The following is a 12,569-nucleotide window of genomic DNA, read 5'->3' on the forward strand; positions in this document are numbered from 1 at the left end:
TTCGATAAATCCTAATTAACCGTTAAATACTTTATCCATACTGATACCACGCTCACCTGCAACAGTGTATGCATCACGCATCTGAGCAAGAGCAGCGATAGTAGCCTTTACAAGGTTGTGAGCGTTAGAAGAACCCTTTGACTTAGCAATTACGTCCTTAACACCAACACTCTCAAGTACAGCACGCATAGCACCACCGGCCTTCAAACCGGTACCGGCAGCAGCTGGCTTAAGAAGAACCTTAGCACCACCAAAAGCTACCTCAACCTCATGAGGAACAGTACCCTTTAAAACTGGAACTTTTACCAAATTCTTCTTGGCAGCCTCAGTACCCTTAGCGATAGCTGCAGTAACTTCGCCGGCCTTACCAAGACCATAACCGATAACGCCATTACCGTCACCAACAACGACGATAGCAGCGAATGTGAAAGTACGACCACCTTTAGTAACCTTAGTTACACGGTTGATAGCAACCAAGCGATCCTTAAGTTCTACATCATTATTAACTTTTACTTTATTCATTGCCATAATCGTTTAAAATTTAAGACCACCCTTACGAGCACCATCAGCCAACTCCTTAACACGACCATGGTAAAGATAACCATTACGGTCGAAAACTACTGACTCTACACCAGCAGCCTTTGCCTTTTCAGCAACGAGCTCGCCTACTTTAGCAGCCTGCTCCTGCTTAGGCATCTTCTCCAAACCGAGTGAAGAAGCAGAAGCAAGTGTGGTACCTGTCAAATCATTAATAACCTGAGCGTAAATCTGCTTGTTAGAGCGGAAAACACTAAGACGTGGACGCTCAGCTGTTCCATTAACATTCTTACGAATACGGAACTTTATCTTAATTCGTCTTTCTACTTTCTTTGTTGTCATAATCGTAAATAATTAAAATTACTTAGCTGAAGCACTCTTACCAGACTTTCTGCGAATAACTTCACCCTTGAACAAGATACCCTTACCCTTGTAAGGCTCAGGCTTACGGAAAGAACGAATTTTTGCACAAACGAGTCCTAACAACTGCTTGTCACAAGACTCCAATGTAATGATTGGGTTCTGATTTCTTTCAGACTTAGTCTCAACCTTAATCTCCTTAGGTAACTGAATGAAGATAGGGTGTGTATAACCTAAAGCAAATTCGATGAGATTACCCTGGTTTGAAACACGGTAACCAACACCAACCAACTCCATAGTCTTAGAATAACCAGCGCTAACACCAACAACCATGTTGTTAACGAGAGAACGGTACAAACCATGGAAAGCCTGCTTCTGCTTAGAATTAACAGGACTATTTTCATCAATCTCAAATACAATGTGACCATCTGCAACATTCATCTTGATAGATGGATCAATCCACTGAGAAAGTTCACCCTTAGGGCCTTTTACAGACACTACATTAGAATTAGCATCAAAATTAACGGTAACACCTGCAGGGATACTAATTGGCAATTTTCCTATTCTTGACATATTCAATCCTCCAATTAATAAATATAGCAAAGAACCTCACCACCGATCTTAAGATCAGCAGCCTCTTTGTCTGTCATTACACCTTTGGATGTAGATAAGATAGCAATACCTAATCCGTTAATAACTCTTGGCATGTCCTTGTAACCAGTATACTTACGCAAACCTGGAGTAGAGACACGCTTCAAACACTTGATAGCGTTTTGCTTGGTAGTTGGATTGTACTTCAAAGCAACTTTGATAGTACCCTGAGGACCATCCTCTACAAACTTGTAGTTAAGGATGTAACCTTTCTCGAAGAGGATCTTAGTGATCTCTTTCTTCAAGTTAGACGCAGGAACTTCAACAACACGGTGATGAGCCATGATTGCATTTCTGAGTCTTGTCAGATAATCTGCTATTGGATCTGTCATAAAAATAAAATGTTTAATTAATCGGGACGACCCCGACAATATTAAATAAAATAAATCTTTCTAACCTAAAAGGGGATTACCAGCTAGCCTTCTTAACGCCTGGAATCAAACCTGCTGAAGCCATCTCACGGAACTGGATACGAGAAAGACCGAACTGGCGGATATAACCCTTTGGACGACCAGTGATCTTGCAACGATTGTGAAGACGGATAGGGTTTGCATTCTTTGGAATAGCCTGAAGCTTACGAGCTGCCTCGTATGCTTCAGCTGGGTCATTAGAAGTTGCAATAATCTTTTTCAGTGCTTCGCGCTTTTCAGCGTAACGAGCTACAAGCTTTGCACGCTTAACCTCGCGAGCTTTCATTGATTCTTTTGCCATATCTCTTAGTCTTTATTTGCGTTCTTGAATGGAAGACCGAATGCCTTCAAAAGAGCAAAACCTTCTTCGTCAGTCTTAGCTGTTGTAACGAAGGTAATGTTCATACCCTGGATGCGATCGATTTCATCGATATTAATCTCAGGGAAGATGATCTGCTCAGTAATACCCAAAGTGTAATTACCACGACCATCAAACTTGCTTTCAATACCCTTGAAGTCACGGATACGAGGAAGAGAAACACGAACGAGCTTCTCCAAGAACTCATACATACGCTCACGACGCAATGTTACCATAACACCGATAGGCATCTTCTTACGAAGTTTGAAGTTTGCGATATCCTTCTTAGAATATGTAGCAACAGCCTTCTGACCTGTAATTGCTGTAATCTCATTAATAGCTACATCAACAATTTTCTTGTCCTGTGTAGCATCACCGAGACCCTGGTTGATAACAATCTTCTTCAATACAGGAATCTCCATAGCAGAAGAGTAGTTGAACTGCTTCTGCAAAGCTGGAGCGATTGTCTCTTTATATACTTTCTTTAACTGTGCTGTATCCATTACTTGATTTCCTCCCCTGACTTTTTAGCGATGCGAACAACATTTTTACCCTCATGCTTGATAGCTACTCGTGTAGCCTTGCCACTCTTAGGATCGATCAAGCTTAAATTAGAGATATGAATAGGAGCCTCTTGCTTTACGATGCCTCCCTGAGGATTCTTAGCAGAAGGCTTCATGCTCTTAGATACCATGTGTACACCTTCAACAATGGCACGATTCTCATCAACGAGAACCTTGAGCACCTTACCAGTCTTGCCCTTATCTGCACCGGCAATAACGATAACATTATCGTCTTTCTTTATATGTAACTTACTCATTACTTTAAATTTTTAATAATTAAAGAACCTCAGGTGCCAAAGAAACGACTTTCATGTTGACTGCACGGAGCTCACGAGCAACAGGACCGAAGATACGGCTACCACGAAGCTCACCAGCATTATTGAGCAATACACAAGCGTTATCATCGAAACGGATGTAAGAACCATCAGCACGACGAATTTCCTTCTTTGTGCGAACAATCAAAGCCTTTGATACTGCACCTTTCTTCAAATCACTTGATGGGATAACGTTCTTGACAGAAACGACAATCACGTCACCAACACTTGCGTAACGACGGCCTGTACCACCGAGAACTCGAATGCAAAGAGCCTCGCGAGCACCGCTGTTATCACATACTGTAAGTCTTGATTCTGCTTGTATCATAATTACTTAGCTTTTTCTACGATTTGTACTAATCTCCATCTTTTTGTCTTAGACAGAGGACGAGTTTCCATGATCATAACAGTATCACCTACGTTAGCCTCATTATTCTCGTCATGTGCATGGTACTTCTTTGTCTTCTGGACAAACTTACCATAAATAGGGTGCATTTCCTTGAACTTAGCTGCAATAACAATGGTTTTATCCATTTTGTTGCTAATAACAACACCCTGTCTTACTTTTCTTAAATTTCTTGTTTCCATCTGGACCATTATTATTTGTTAAGTTCTCTCTGACGAAGTTCAGTTTTCATACGTGCGATATCACGACGAGCAACCTTAATCTCTGATGGATTCTCAAGTGGAGTTACATTGTGGTTGATCTTCTTCTTGTTCAAAGCGTCAACTGCTGCCTCCAACTTCTCAACCAATTCCTTGGTTTCGATATTTTTAATTTCTGCGATCTTCATAATTAAGCGTTTTTATCGTAATCACGTCTAACAATAAACTTAGTCTTAACAGGAAGTTTCTGTGCTGCAAGACGAAGACCCTCTTTAGCAACATCAAAACTAACTCCCTCTACTTCGAAGAGAATGCGACCTGGTGTAACAGGAGCAACCCATCCTGCAGGATCACCCTTACCTTTACCCATACGGACATCAGCAGGCTTACGAGTGATAGGCTTATCAGGGAAGATACGGATCCACACCTGACCCTGACGATTCATGTAACGGTTCAATGCTACACGAGCTGCCTCTATCTGACGGCTATCGATCCACTTTGGCTCAAGAGTCTTGATACCGAAAGAACCGAATGCCAATTGTGTACCTCTGTGAGCGTTGCCTTTGTTGCCACGTCCATCTTGAGGTCTTCTATATTTTACTCTTTTTGGCTGTAACATGATAGCTTTCTAATTTAACGGTTATTGTTTTTCTTGCGATTACCACCACGGTTTGAGCGACCGTTACCACGGTTGTTGCCCTTGTTATCAGCAGTAAAGTTAGGAGTAAGATCAGCCTTACCATAAACCTCACCACGGCAAATCCAAACCTTGATACCAAGCAAACCTACCTTAGTAAGTGCTTCGCACTGGCAATAATCGATGTCTGCGCGGAATGTGTGAAGAGGAGTACGACCCTCTTTGTACATTTCCTTTCGTGCCATTTCAGCACCATTCAGACGACCAGTAATCTGAATCTTGATACCCTCAGCACCAGCACGCATAGTGTTGGCAACTGCCATCTTGATAGCGCGACGATAAGCAATCATGTGCTCAATCTGGCTAGCGATGTTCTTACCTACGATAGTAGCATCAAGCTCAGGCTTCTTAACCTCGAAGATGTTGATTTGAATATCTTTCTTATAAAGCTTCTTCAACTCTTCCTTCAACTTATCTACATCCTGACCACCTTTACCAATGACAATACCTGGACGGGCTGTACAAATAGTAATGGTAACAAGTTTCAATGTACGCTCGATAACGATACGAGAAACACTTGCCTTAGCAAGACGCTCGTTAAGATACTTACGGATTTTCTGATCCTCTACGAGGTTATCACCGAAGTTCTTACCACCGAACCAATTTGAATCCCAACCACGGATAATACCAAGTCGGTTACTTATCGGATTAACTTTCTGTCCCATTCTACTATTTATTTATCGTCATTAGTTTTTGCATCTACAAAAAGAGTAACATGGTTAGAACGCTTGCGAATTCTATAACCACGACCCTGTGGTGCAGGTCTCATACGTTTCATTGTAACGCCTCCATCAACAAAGACCTTACTGATATAAAGCTCACCATCCTCAGCTTTGCGATCATTCTTAGCTTCCCAGTTAGCGATAGCTGAACGGAGTAATTTCTCAACGTCAGCAGATGCCTGCTTCTTAGAGAAGCGAAGTACTCCGAGTGCACGGTTAACCTCCATACCACGAATCATGTCTACAACGTAGCGCATTTTACGTGGAGAAGAAGGAACGCCTACCAACTTAGCGAAGTACAAGTTTTTACGGGCCTCTTTCAATTTCTCAGCCGCAATATGTTTTCTTGCTCCCATTATTTACTTAATATTTTAAATGGTTTAACCCTTAGTTTACTTTCTGTTACCAGAGTGGCCACCGAAACGACGAGTTGGAGCAAACTCTCCAAGCTTGTGTCCTACCATATTCTCTGTAACATAAACAGGGATAAATTTGTTACCGTTATGAACTGCAACAGTATGTCCTACGAAATCAGGAGATATCATTGAAGCTCTAGCCCATGTCTTAACAACATTTTTCTTGCCACTTTCGTTCATTGCAAGAATTTTCTTCTCCAAAGAAACGTTGATATATGGACCTTTTTTAAGTGAACGACTCATAATTTACTCTTTATTTTTTGTTAGCTCTTTCAATAATATACTTGTTAGAAAGCTTCTTAGGTGCGCGAGTCTTAAGACCCTTAGCGTACAAGCCCTTACGTGAACGTGGGTGACCACCACTCTGGCGACCTTCACCACCACCCATTGGGTGATCAACAGGGTTCATAACAACACCACGGTTGTGAGGACGACGTCCCAACCAGCGTGAGCGACCAGCCTTACCAGACTGCTCAAGAGCGTGATCAGAATTACCTACACTACCGATAGTAGCTTTACAAGCACTCAAAATCTGGCGCAACTCGCCAGAAGGGAGCTTAATAACACAATAACTGCCCTCACGAGAAGTCAACTGAGCAAAATTACCAGCCGAACGAACCAACAAAGCACCCTGACCAGGACGCAACTCAATGTTGTGGATCACTGTACCAACAGGGATGTTTGCCAAAGGAAGACAGTTACCGATTTCAGGAGCAGCCTCTGCACCTGACATCAAAGTAGCGCCTACCTGAAGTCCGTTAGGAGCAATAATGTAACGTTTTTCACCATCAGCATAGTAAAGCAATGCGATACGAGCAGAACGATTAGGATCGTACTCGATTGTTTTAACAACTGCTGGAACACCATCTTTCTCACGTTTGAAGTCGATTAAACGATACTTCTGCTTATGACCACCACCAATGTAGCGAACGGTCATTTTACCGGTGTTGTTTCGACCACCGGTAGAACGCTTACCGTAAACGAGAGACTTCTCTGGCACGGATGCAGTAATATCCTCGAACGTGCCAATAACTTTGTGTCTTTGACCCGGAGTAACCGGTTTTAATTTACGTACTGCCATTTTTTATTTTAAATATTGCTATAAAAATCAATTGTTTCGCCCTCTTTCAGAGTAACGATTGCCTTCTTGAACGCATTCTTCTGGCCCTTAACAAGACCTGCCTTAGTATAACGAGCAGAGCGCTTGCCTGAGTAACGCAGAGTGTTTACGTCAACTACTGTAACATTATACAGACTTTCAACTTCCTTCTTAATCTCGAGCTTATTAGCCTCAGGACGAACAACGAAGCCATAGCGGTTAGGCTGCTTGTCTGTAATCTTGGTCATCTTCTCAGTAACCAATGGTTTGATAATAAATGCCATATTCTAATATCTCCTTTTTACTTTGTTAAGATTTGGTCGATTGTCTCAAGCGACTTTTCAGTAATCACTACAACATCAGCATTCAAAATTTTGTACGAATTGACGTTAGATGCGAGAATAACCTCAGAGCGCTGTAAGTTACGAGCAGACAAATATACGTTTTTATTTGATTCTGGCAAAACGAAGAGTACCTTTTTGCCCTCGATTTTAAGATTCTTAAGAACACTTAAGAATTCTTTAGTCTTTGGAGCCTCAAAAGTGAAATCTTCCAACATCACGATAGAGTTCTCCTGAGCCTTGTAAGACAGAGCAGACTTACGAGCAAGAATCTTTACTTTCTTATTCAATTTGAAGCGATAATCACGTGGCTTAGGACCAAAAACGCGAGCACCACCTACGAGTACAGGTGAGTTAATATCACCACGGCGAGCACCACCGCCGCCCTTCTGACGACCAAGCTTACGAGTAGAACCGCTCATCTCGCTTCTCTCCTTAGACTTAGCTGTACCCTGACGCTGGTTAGCGAGATACTGCTTTACGTCGAGATAGAGAACGTGATCGTTAGGCTCAATACCGAAGATTGCATCATTAAGAGCTACCTTACGGCCGGTCTCCTGACCTTTGATATCTAATACGCTAACTTCCATTATTTCTCAATTAAAACAGTTGAACCTTTGCATCCAGCGAAAGAACCCTTCACGATAAGAAGATTCTGCTCTGGAATAACCTTTAACACCTGAAGGTTCTGAGTAGTAACTCTGTCACCTCCCATTTGGCCGCCCATGCGCATACCCTTGAACACCTTAGCTGGGTAAGAACATGCACCAATAGATCCCGGCTTACGAGCGCGGTCATCCTGACCGTGAGTAGACTGACCTACACCACCGAATCCGTGACGCTTAACAACACCCTGGAAGCCTTTACCCTTTGATGTACCAATGACATCAACGAACTTGCAGTCGTTGAAGATTTCAACTGTAATGGTGTCACCGAGGTTGTACTCCTCATCAAACTTGAACTCGGCCAAGTGCTTCTTAGGTGTTGTGCCTGCCTTCTTGAAGATTCCCATCATAGGCTGAGAAGTTCTCTTCTCTTTAGCCTCACCGAAACCTAACTGATAAGCCTTGTAACCATCCTTCTCTACAGTTTTAACCTGGGTTACAACACAAGGACCTACTTCGATAACAGTGCACGGAATATTCTTACCGTCGGCACTGAAAACGGATGTCATTCCGATTTTTTTTCCAATTAATCCTGGCATTTCAATTTAAATTTAAATAATTAGACTTTGATTTCTACTTCTACACCACTTGGCAATTCAAGCTTCATCAAGGCATCAACTGTCTTAGCTGTTGAGCTGTAGATGTCGATGAGACGCTTGAAATCTGAGAGTTGGAACTGCTCGCGAGACTTCTTATTAACGAAGGTACTGCGGTTTACAGTAAAAATACGCTTGTGTGTTGGCAATGGAATAGGACCACTAACGATAGCGCCTGTTGCCTTAACAGCCTTCACAATCTTCTCAGCTGACTTGTCAACCAACTGGTGGTCGTAAGACTTCAGCTTAATTCTGATTTTCTGACTCATTTTTAAAATTAAGTTATTATTTATATGAATTATTTAGTCTAATGGAAGAAGAGGTACGCTGCTTAAGAGTCATTCGCTAAGCAGCGCCTCATCTTACCGCTATTTCTTATTAAAGGAGTTCTGCGTGACCCTTAACCTCCTCCAACACAGCCTTAGCAATTGTTGAAGAAAGAGGTGCATGATGATCGTACTCCATAGAACTTGTTGCACGACCAGAAGTGATAGTACGCAAAGCTGTTACATAACCGAACATTTCAGCCAATGGAACCATTGCCTTTACGATGCGAGCACCGCTACGACCTTCTTCCATACCCTGAACGAGACCACGGCGCTTGTTCAAGTCACCGATTACGTCACCCATGTTCTCTTCTGGAGTAACAACCTCTACCTTCATGATAGGCTCCATCAAAACAGGACCTGCCTTAGGGCAAAGTACCTTGAATGCCTGATGTGCTACCAACTCGAATGACAACTGATCAGAGTCAACTGGGTGGAAGCTACCATCGGTCAAAGTTACCTTCAAACCTGTCATTGGGAAGCCACCGAGTACACCATTTGACAAGCAATCAGCGAAGCCCTTCTGTACAGATGGGATGAATTCCTTAGGAACGTTACCACCCTTAACTTCGTTGATGAACTGCAAGTCGCCTTCCTTGTAATCCTCATCCTTAGGACCGATGGTTACATCGATACAAGCGAACTTACCACGACCACCAGACTGCTTCTTGTAAGTCTCACGGCTCTGAGCTGTCTTAGTAATAGCCTCCTTGTAGTTAACCTGAGGCTTACCCTGGTTACACTCAACCTTGAACTCACGCTTCAAACGGTCGATGATGATATCCAAGTGGAGCTCACCCATACCAGAGATGATAGTCTGACCGCTCTGCTCGTCTGTACGAACTGTGAAGGTTGGGTCCTCTTCAGCCAACTTAGCGAGACCATTATCCATCTTAGCGATGTCAGCCTGGCTCTTTGGCTCAACTGCGATAGAAATCACAGTATCAGGGAATGTCATAGACTCCAATACGATTGGGTGATCCTCATCACAGAGTGTATCACCAGTACGGATATCCTTGAAACCTACACCTGCACCGATATCACCAGCATCGATAGACTCCATTGGAATCTCCTGCTTTGAGTTCATCTGGAACAGACGGCTGATACGCTCGCGCTTGCCAGAACGTGGGTTGTAAACATAAGAACCTGCAACAACCTTACCAGAGTAAACACGGAAGAACACCAAGCGACCCATGAATGGGTCTGTAGCGATCTTAAATGCGAGAGCAGATGTTGGCTCATCCTCAGATGGCTTACGATCCTCTTCCTCTTCAGTATCAGGGTTGGTACCGATGATATTTGGAGTATCCATTGGTGAAGGCAAGAATGCACATACATAGTCGAGCAATGGCTGAACACCCTTGTTCTTGTATGAAGAACCGAGCAACATTGGGCAGCACTCCATAGCGCAGCAACCCTTGCGGATAGCAGCAAGGAGCTTCTCCTCTGGAATATCCTTACCATCGAGGTAAAGCTCCATAACCTCGTCATCGAAGTTAGCAGCACCCTCAAGGAGCTTATCACGCCACTCAGCAGCCTCATCAGCCAAGTCAGCAGGAATATCCTCTACGTCATACTCAGCACCCATAGTCTCATCGTGCCAAAGGATTGCCTTCATCTTAATCAGGTCAACTACACCCTTGAAGTTCTCCTCAGCACCAATAGGAATCTGAATAGCAATTGGGTTAGCGCCCAAGATATCCTTCATCTGCTGAACTGTCTCGAAGAAGTTAGCACCAGAACGGTCCATCTTGTTTACATAACCAATACGAGGTACATTGTACTTATCAGCCTGGCGCCATACAGTCTCTGACTGAGGCTGAACACCGTCAGCAGCAGAATATGTAGCAACAGCACCATCGAGTACACGGAGTGAACGCTCAACCTCAGCAGTGAAGTCAACGTGTCCCGGAGTATCGATCAAGTTAATCTTATAAGACTTACCAAGATAATTCCAGTTACAAGTAGTAGCTGCAGAAGTAATAGTGATACCACGCTCCTGCTCCTGGGCCATCCAGTCCATAGTTGCAGCACCATCGTGTACCTCACCGATCTTATGAGTCTTACCTGTATAGAACAAGATACGCTCAGATGTTGTTGTTTTACCGGCATCGATGTGCGCCATGATACCGATGTTACGTGTCAAATGTAAATCGCGATTTGCCATTTTCTTATATACCTATTAATTAAATTAGAATCTGAAGTGAGCAAATGCACGGTTAGCCTCAGCCATACGATGCATATCCTCCTTACGCTTAAATGCACCACCCTGGTTGTTGTAAGCATCCATAATCTCAGCAGCCAACTTATCTGCCATAGTCTTACCACCACGCTTACGAGCGAATGCAATAAGATTCTTCATAGAGATACTTTCCTTACGATCAGGACGAATTTCAGTAGGAACCTGGAATGTAGCACCACCGATACGACGGCTCTTAACCTCTACCTGAGGAGTGATGTTATCGAGTGCCTGCTTCCAAATCTCAAGTGCAGACTTTTCCTCGTTAGCCATCTTAGCCTTAACGGTATCCAATGCATTATAGAAAATTTCATATGATGTATTCTTCTTACCATCATACATCAAGTGATTAACGAACTTTGAGACCTTCTGGTCGTTGAAGACTGGATCTGGGAGGATCACACGCTTCTTTGGTTTTGCTTTTCTCATTTTTAATTGAAAAATTTTAAATTCTGCGGAGGCTGTTTACTGTTCTTCAACGTTCGCACCCGAACATTTACTCAACCTATTTACTTCTCCAGCAAAACGTTTTGAATAAAAATAATGTTTTTACCTAAACTCCCAACCTTCTCCGATCGTGAGTTTTCGGTTTTGTCTAAATTTTAAGAATTACTTCTTAGCCTTTGGACGTTTAGCACCGTACTTAGAACGACGCTGTGTACGATTTGCAACACCTGCAGTATCAAGAGTACCACGAACGATGTGATAACGTACACCTGGAAGATCTTTAACACGACCACCACGAACCAACACGATTGAGTGCTCCTGCAAATTGTGACCCTCTCCTGGGATGTAAGAGTTAACCTCTTTAGAGTTTGTCAAACGAACACGAGCAACCTTACGCATTGCTGAATTAGGCTTCTTAGGAGTTGTGGTGTAAACACGAACGCAAACACCACGACGCTGAGGACATGAATCCAAAGCTGGTGACTTGCTCTTGTCAACCAAAACCTGTCTGCCTTTTCTTACCAATTGTGAAATAGTAGGCATAATTAAACTTTTTAATTTATATATTATTTTTTTGTTATTATCTACCAATTTTTCGAAGAAGCCACTTCGTCGGTGCCTTTTTCGGGGTGCAAAGTTACGATTTTTCCTTTAAACCACCTAATTTATCTAAAAGCAAATTTCATGCAACTTTAAATTTTAACTAAAAATAACTTTTCTATATTGAAATTAAAAGCAAATGGGTAAAAATGACCCCTTTTGCAGCAATTGTTACAATGTTGTTAGAGCTTTTCTATAGTATGTCTGTTAGGTTATAACGACTCTGTTAATATCAGTTTTTTATTGGCTAATTTAGTATAAGAAAGTATGCTATACGAAGGGTTAAGCTTCACCCTTTGGAATCTTGAATGGAGCAATTGGCTCTTCAGGTGCCTGTGGCAACTTGATTGTACCAAATGCCTGTTCGAAATTATAGATATTACTCTGCAGAGCCTGCAACAAACGCTTAGCATGTTCTGGAGCCATAATCACGCGACTCTTAATCTGTGGCTGTGGCATTCCTGGCATTACGCATGCAAAGTCTAAGATGAAATCTGAAGTGGAGTGAGTGATGAGCGCCAAATTAGAATATGTGCCCTCTGCTACTTCAGGATTAATACCCATTTGAAACTGGTTCTGATTGTCTTTTTTATTATCTTCCATATTTCTTTAAGTTTATAAG

At 42.5% G+C, this 12,569-nt stretch carries 23 protein-coding genes; all 23 read right to left on the reverse strand.

Annotated elements, in window-relative coordinates; all coding sequences use genetic code 11:
• Positions 1 to 15 precede the first annotated feature (15 nt).
• Entirely contained in the window at positions 16 to 528 is a 513-nt protein-coding gene (gene rpsE, locus DW917_RS04045) for a 30S ribosomal protein S5 (protein WP_118116710.1), read from the reverse strand.
• A gap of 6 nt (positions 529 to 534) precedes the next feature.
• Positions 535 to 879 carry a 50S ribosomal protein L18 gene (gene rplR / locus DW917_RS04050; protein ID WP_118116712.1) on the reverse strand — a complete coding sequence of 115 codons (345 nt, stop codon included), beginning with the start codon at positions 877 to 879 and terminating at the stop codon, positions 535 to 537.
• Positions 880 to 897: 18 nt separating this feature from the next.
• Positions 898 to 1,470 carry a 50S ribosomal protein L6 gene (rplF, locus tag DW917_RS04055; RefSeq protein ID WP_118116714.1) on the reverse strand — a complete coding sequence of 191 codons (573 nt, stop codon included), beginning with the start codon at positions 1,468 to 1,470 and terminating at the stop codon, positions 898 to 900.
• A gap of 14 nt (positions 1,471 to 1,484) precedes the next feature.
• Complete coding sequence (gene rpsH, locus DW917_RS04060) at positions 1,485 to 1,880, reverse strand: 30S ribosomal protein S8 (RefSeq protein ID WP_118116716.1); 396 nt, start codon at positions 1,878 to 1,880, stop codon at positions 1,485 to 1,487.
• Between the two features lie 76 nt (positions 1,881 to 1,956).
• The gene (gene rpsN / locus DW917_RS04065) at positions 1,957 to 2,259 is read right to left on the reverse strand and encodes a 30S ribosomal protein S14 (RefSeq protein WP_118116718.1); all 303 of its coding nucleotides are present in this window, start codon (positions 2,257 to 2,259) and stop codon (positions 1,957 to 1,959) included.
• 5 nt (positions 2,260 to 2,264) lie between these two features.
• Positions 2,265 to 2,819, reverse strand: a complete 555-nt coding sequence (gene rplE, locus DW917_RS04070) for a 50S ribosomal protein L5 (protein WP_022122149.1) — start codon at positions 2,817 to 2,819, stop codon at positions 2,265 to 2,267.
• Complete coding sequence (gene rplX / locus DW917_RS04075; RefSeq protein WP_118116720.1) at positions 2,819 to 3,136, reverse strand: 50S ribosomal protein L24; 318 nt, start codon at positions 3,134 to 3,136, stop codon at positions 2,819 to 2,821. Before rplX ends, rplE begins: the two co-directional genes overlap by 1 nt.
• 19 nt (positions 3,137 to 3,155) lie before the next feature.
• Positions 3,156 to 3,521, reverse strand: coding sequence for a 50S ribosomal protein L14 (rplN, locus tag DW917_RS04080; RefSeq protein ID WP_004369535.1), 366 nt, complete (start codon positions 3,519 to 3,521; stop codon positions 3,156 to 3,158).
• A 2-nt stretch (positions 3,522 to 3,523) separates the two neighbouring features.
• Positions 3,524 to 3,790 carry a 30S ribosomal protein S17 gene (rpsQ, locus tag DW917_RS04085; protein ID WP_006848827.1) on the reverse strand — a complete coding sequence of 89 codons (267 nt, stop codon included), beginning with the start codon at positions 3,788 to 3,790 and terminating at the stop codon, positions 3,524 to 3,526.
• Between the two features lie 2 nt (positions 3,791 to 3,792).
• On the reverse strand, positions 3,793 to 3,987 hold the full coding sequence (rpmC, locus tag DW917_RS04090) for a 50S ribosomal protein L29 (protein WP_006848828.1): 195 nt from the start codon (positions 3,985 to 3,987) through the stop codon (positions 3,793 to 3,795).
• A 2-nt stretch (positions 3,988 to 3,989) separates the two neighbouring features.
• On the reverse strand, positions 3,990 to 4,418 hold the full coding sequence (rplP, locus tag DW917_RS04095; RefSeq protein WP_118116722.1) for a 50S ribosomal protein L16: 429 nt from the start codon (positions 4,416 to 4,418) through the stop codon (positions 3,990 to 3,992).
• Positions 4,419 to 4,432: 14 nt separating this feature from the next.
• On the reverse strand, positions 4,433 to 5,161 hold the full coding sequence (gene rpsC / locus DW917_RS04100; protein WP_118116724.1) for a 30S ribosomal protein S3: 729 nt from the start codon (positions 5,159 to 5,161) through the stop codon (positions 4,433 to 4,435).
• Between the two features lie 8 nt (positions 5,162 to 5,169).
• A complete protein-coding gene (gene rplV, locus DW917_RS04105; RefSeq protein WP_118116726.1) occupies positions 5,170 to 5,574 on the reverse strand; it encodes a 50S ribosomal protein L22 in 405 nt (134 codons plus the stop codon).
• 36 nt (positions 5,575 to 5,610) lie between these two features.
• The gene (gene rpsS, locus DW917_RS04110) at positions 5,611 to 5,877 is read right to left on the reverse strand and encodes a 30S ribosomal protein S19 (RefSeq protein ID WP_006848832.1); all 267 of its coding nucleotides are present in this window, start codon (positions 5,875 to 5,877) and stop codon (positions 5,611 to 5,613) included.
• Between the two features lie 10 nt (positions 5,878 to 5,887).
• The gene (rplB, locus tag DW917_RS04115; RefSeq protein WP_118116728.1) at positions 5,888 to 6,715 is read right to left on the reverse strand and encodes a 50S ribosomal protein L2; all 828 of its coding nucleotides are present in this window, start codon (positions 6,713 to 6,715) and stop codon (positions 5,888 to 5,890) included.
• An 8-nt stretch (positions 6,716 to 6,723) separates the two neighbouring features.
• A complete protein-coding gene (rplW, locus tag DW917_RS04120) occupies positions 6,724 to 7,017 on the reverse strand; it encodes a 50S ribosomal protein L23 (protein WP_118116730.1) in 294 nt (97 codons plus the stop codon).
• Between the two features lie 17 nt (positions 7,018 to 7,034).
• Positions 7,035 to 7,664, reverse strand: coding sequence for a 50S ribosomal protein L4 (gene rplD, locus DW917_RS04125; protein ID WP_118116732.1), 630 nt, complete (start codon positions 7,662 to 7,664; stop codon positions 7,035 to 7,037).
• A complete protein-coding gene (gene rplC, locus DW917_RS04130) occupies positions 7,664 to 8,278 on the reverse strand; it encodes a 50S ribosomal protein L3 (protein ID WP_118116734.1) in 615 nt (204 codons plus the stop codon). Before rplC ends, rplD begins: the two co-directional genes overlap by 1 nt.
• A gap of 20 nt (positions 8,279 to 8,298) precedes the next feature.
• On the reverse strand, positions 8,299 to 8,604 hold the full coding sequence (gene rpsJ / locus DW917_RS04135; protein WP_006283658.1) for a 30S ribosomal protein S10: 306 nt from the start codon (positions 8,602 to 8,604) through the stop codon (positions 8,299 to 8,301).
• Between the two features lie 109 nt (positions 8,605 to 8,713).
• On the reverse strand, positions 8,714 to 10,828 hold the full coding sequence (gene fusA / locus DW917_RS04140) for an elongation factor G (RefSeq protein WP_118116736.1): 2,115 nt from the start codon (positions 10,826 to 10,828) through the stop codon (positions 8,714 to 8,716).
• Positions 10,829 to 10,852: 24 nt separating this feature from the next.
• Positions 10,853 to 11,329 (reverse strand): 30S ribosomal protein S7, encoded by a 477-nt coding sequence (gene rpsG / locus DW917_RS04145; protein WP_118116738.1) that lies wholly within the window; start codon positions 11,327 to 11,329, stop codon positions 10,853 to 10,855.
• 180 nt (positions 11,330 to 11,509) lie between these two features.
• A complete protein-coding gene (gene rpsL / locus DW917_RS04150) occupies positions 11,510 to 11,890 on the reverse strand; it encodes a 30S ribosomal protein S12 (RefSeq protein WP_022110378.1) in 381 nt (126 codons plus the stop codon).
• A gap of 339 nt (positions 11,891 to 12,229) precedes the next feature.
• Positions 12,230 to 12,550 (reverse strand): DUF3467 domain-containing protein, encoded by a 321-nt coding sequence (locus DW917_RS04155; RefSeq protein ID WP_118116740.1) that lies wholly within the window; start codon positions 12,548 to 12,550, stop codon positions 12,230 to 12,232.
• Between the last annotated feature and the right edge of the window lie 19 nt (positions 12,551 to 12,569).

The organism is Prevotella sp. AM42-24 (assembly GCF_003461825.1).
Classification (GTDB): domain Bacteria; phylum Bacteroidota; class Bacteroidia; order Bacteroidales; family Bacteroidaceae; genus Prevotella; species Prevotella hominis.

What these genes read in the sequence shown, in the direction of transcription:
- rpsQ (WP_006848827.1), bottom strand. Translation starts at nt 3,790, where the DNA reads ATGGTCCAGATGGAAACAAGAAATTTAAGAAAAGTAAGACAGGGTGTT.
- rplB (WP_118116728.1), bottom strand. Translation starts at nt 6,715, where the DNA reads ATGGCAGTACGTAAATTAAAACCGGTTACTCCGGGTCAAAGACACAAA.
- rplE (WP_022122149.1), bottom strand. Translation starts at nt 2,819, where the DNA reads ATGGATACAGCACAGTTAAAGAAAGTATATAAAGAGACAATCGCTCCA.
- DW917_RS04155 (WP_118116740.1), bottom strand. Translation starts at nt 12,550, where the DNA reads ATGGAAGATAATAAAAAAGACAATCAGAACCAGTTTCAAATGGGTATT.
- rplN (WP_004369535.1), bottom strand. Translation starts at nt 3,521, where the DNA reads ATGATACAAGCAGAATCAAGACTTACAGTATGTGATAACAGCGGTGCT.
- rpsH (WP_118116716.1), bottom strand. Translation starts at nt 1,880, where the DNA reads ATGACAGATCCAATAGCAGATTATCTGACAAGACTCAGAAATGCAATC.
- rplX (WP_118116720.1), bottom strand. Translation starts at nt 3,136, where the DNA reads ATGAGTAAGTTACATATAAAGAAAGACGATAATGTTATCGTTATTGCC.
- rpsE (WP_118116710.1), bottom strand. Translation starts at nt 528, where the DNA reads ATGGCAATGAATAAAGTAAAAGTTAATAATGATGTAGAACTTAAGGAT.
- rpsN (WP_118116718.1), bottom strand. Translation starts at nt 2,259, where the DNA reads ATGGCAAAAGAATCAATGAAAGCTCGCGAGGTTAAGCGTGCAAAGCTT.
- rplR (WP_118116712.1), bottom strand. Translation starts at nt 879, where the DNA reads ATGACAACAAAGAAAGTAGAAAGACGAATTAAGATAAAGTTCCGTATT.
- rplP (WP_118116722.1), bottom strand. Translation starts at nt 4,418, where the DNA reads ATGTTACAGCCAAAAAGAGTAAAATATAGAAGACCTCAAGATGGACGT.
- rpsL (WP_022110378.1), bottom strand. Translation starts at nt 11,890, where the DNA reads ATGCCTACTATTTCACAATTGGTAAGAAAAGGCAGACAGGTTTTGGTT.
- rpsJ (WP_006283658.1), bottom strand. Translation starts at nt 8,604, where the DNA reads ATGAGTCAGAAAATCAGAATTAAGCTGAAGTCTTACGACCACCAGTTG.
- fusA (WP_118116736.1), bottom strand. Translation starts at nt 10,828, where the DNA reads ATGGCAAATCGCGATTTACATTTGACACGTAACATCGGTATCATGGCG.
- rpsG (WP_118116738.1), bottom strand. Translation starts at nt 11,329, where the DNA reads ATGAGAAAAGCAAAACCAAAGAAGCGTGTGATCCTCCCAGATCCAGTC.
- rplF (WP_118116714.1), bottom strand. Translation starts at nt 1,470, where the DNA reads ATGTCAAGAATAGGAAAATTGCCAATTAGTATCCCTGCAGGTGTTACC.
- rplW (WP_118116730.1), bottom strand. Translation starts at nt 7,017, where the DNA reads ATGGCATTTATTATCAAACCATTGGTTACTGAGAAGATGACCAAGATT.
- rpsS (WP_006848832.1), bottom strand. Translation starts at nt 5,877, where the DNA reads ATGAGTCGTTCACTTAAAAAAGGTCCATATATCAACGTTTCTTTGGAG.
- rpmC (WP_006848828.1), bottom strand. Translation starts at nt 3,987, where the DNA reads ATGAAGATCGCAGAAATTAAAAATATCGAAACCAAGGAATTGGTTGAG.
- rpsC (WP_118116724.1), bottom strand. Translation starts at nt 5,161, where the DNA reads ATGGGACAGAAAGTTAATCCGATAAGTAACCGACTTGGTATTATCCGT.
- rplD (WP_118116732.1), bottom strand. Translation starts at nt 7,664, where the DNA reads ATGGAAGTTAGCGTATTAGATATCAAAGGTCAGGAGACCGGCCGTAAG.
- rplC (WP_118116734.1), bottom strand. Translation starts at nt 8,278, where the DNA reads ATGCCAGGATTAATTGGAAAAAAAATCGGAATGACATCCGTTTTCAGT.
- rplV (WP_118116726.1), bottom strand. Translation starts at nt 5,574, where the DNA reads ATGGGAGCAAGAAAACATATTGCGGCTGAGAAATTGAAAGAGGCCCGT.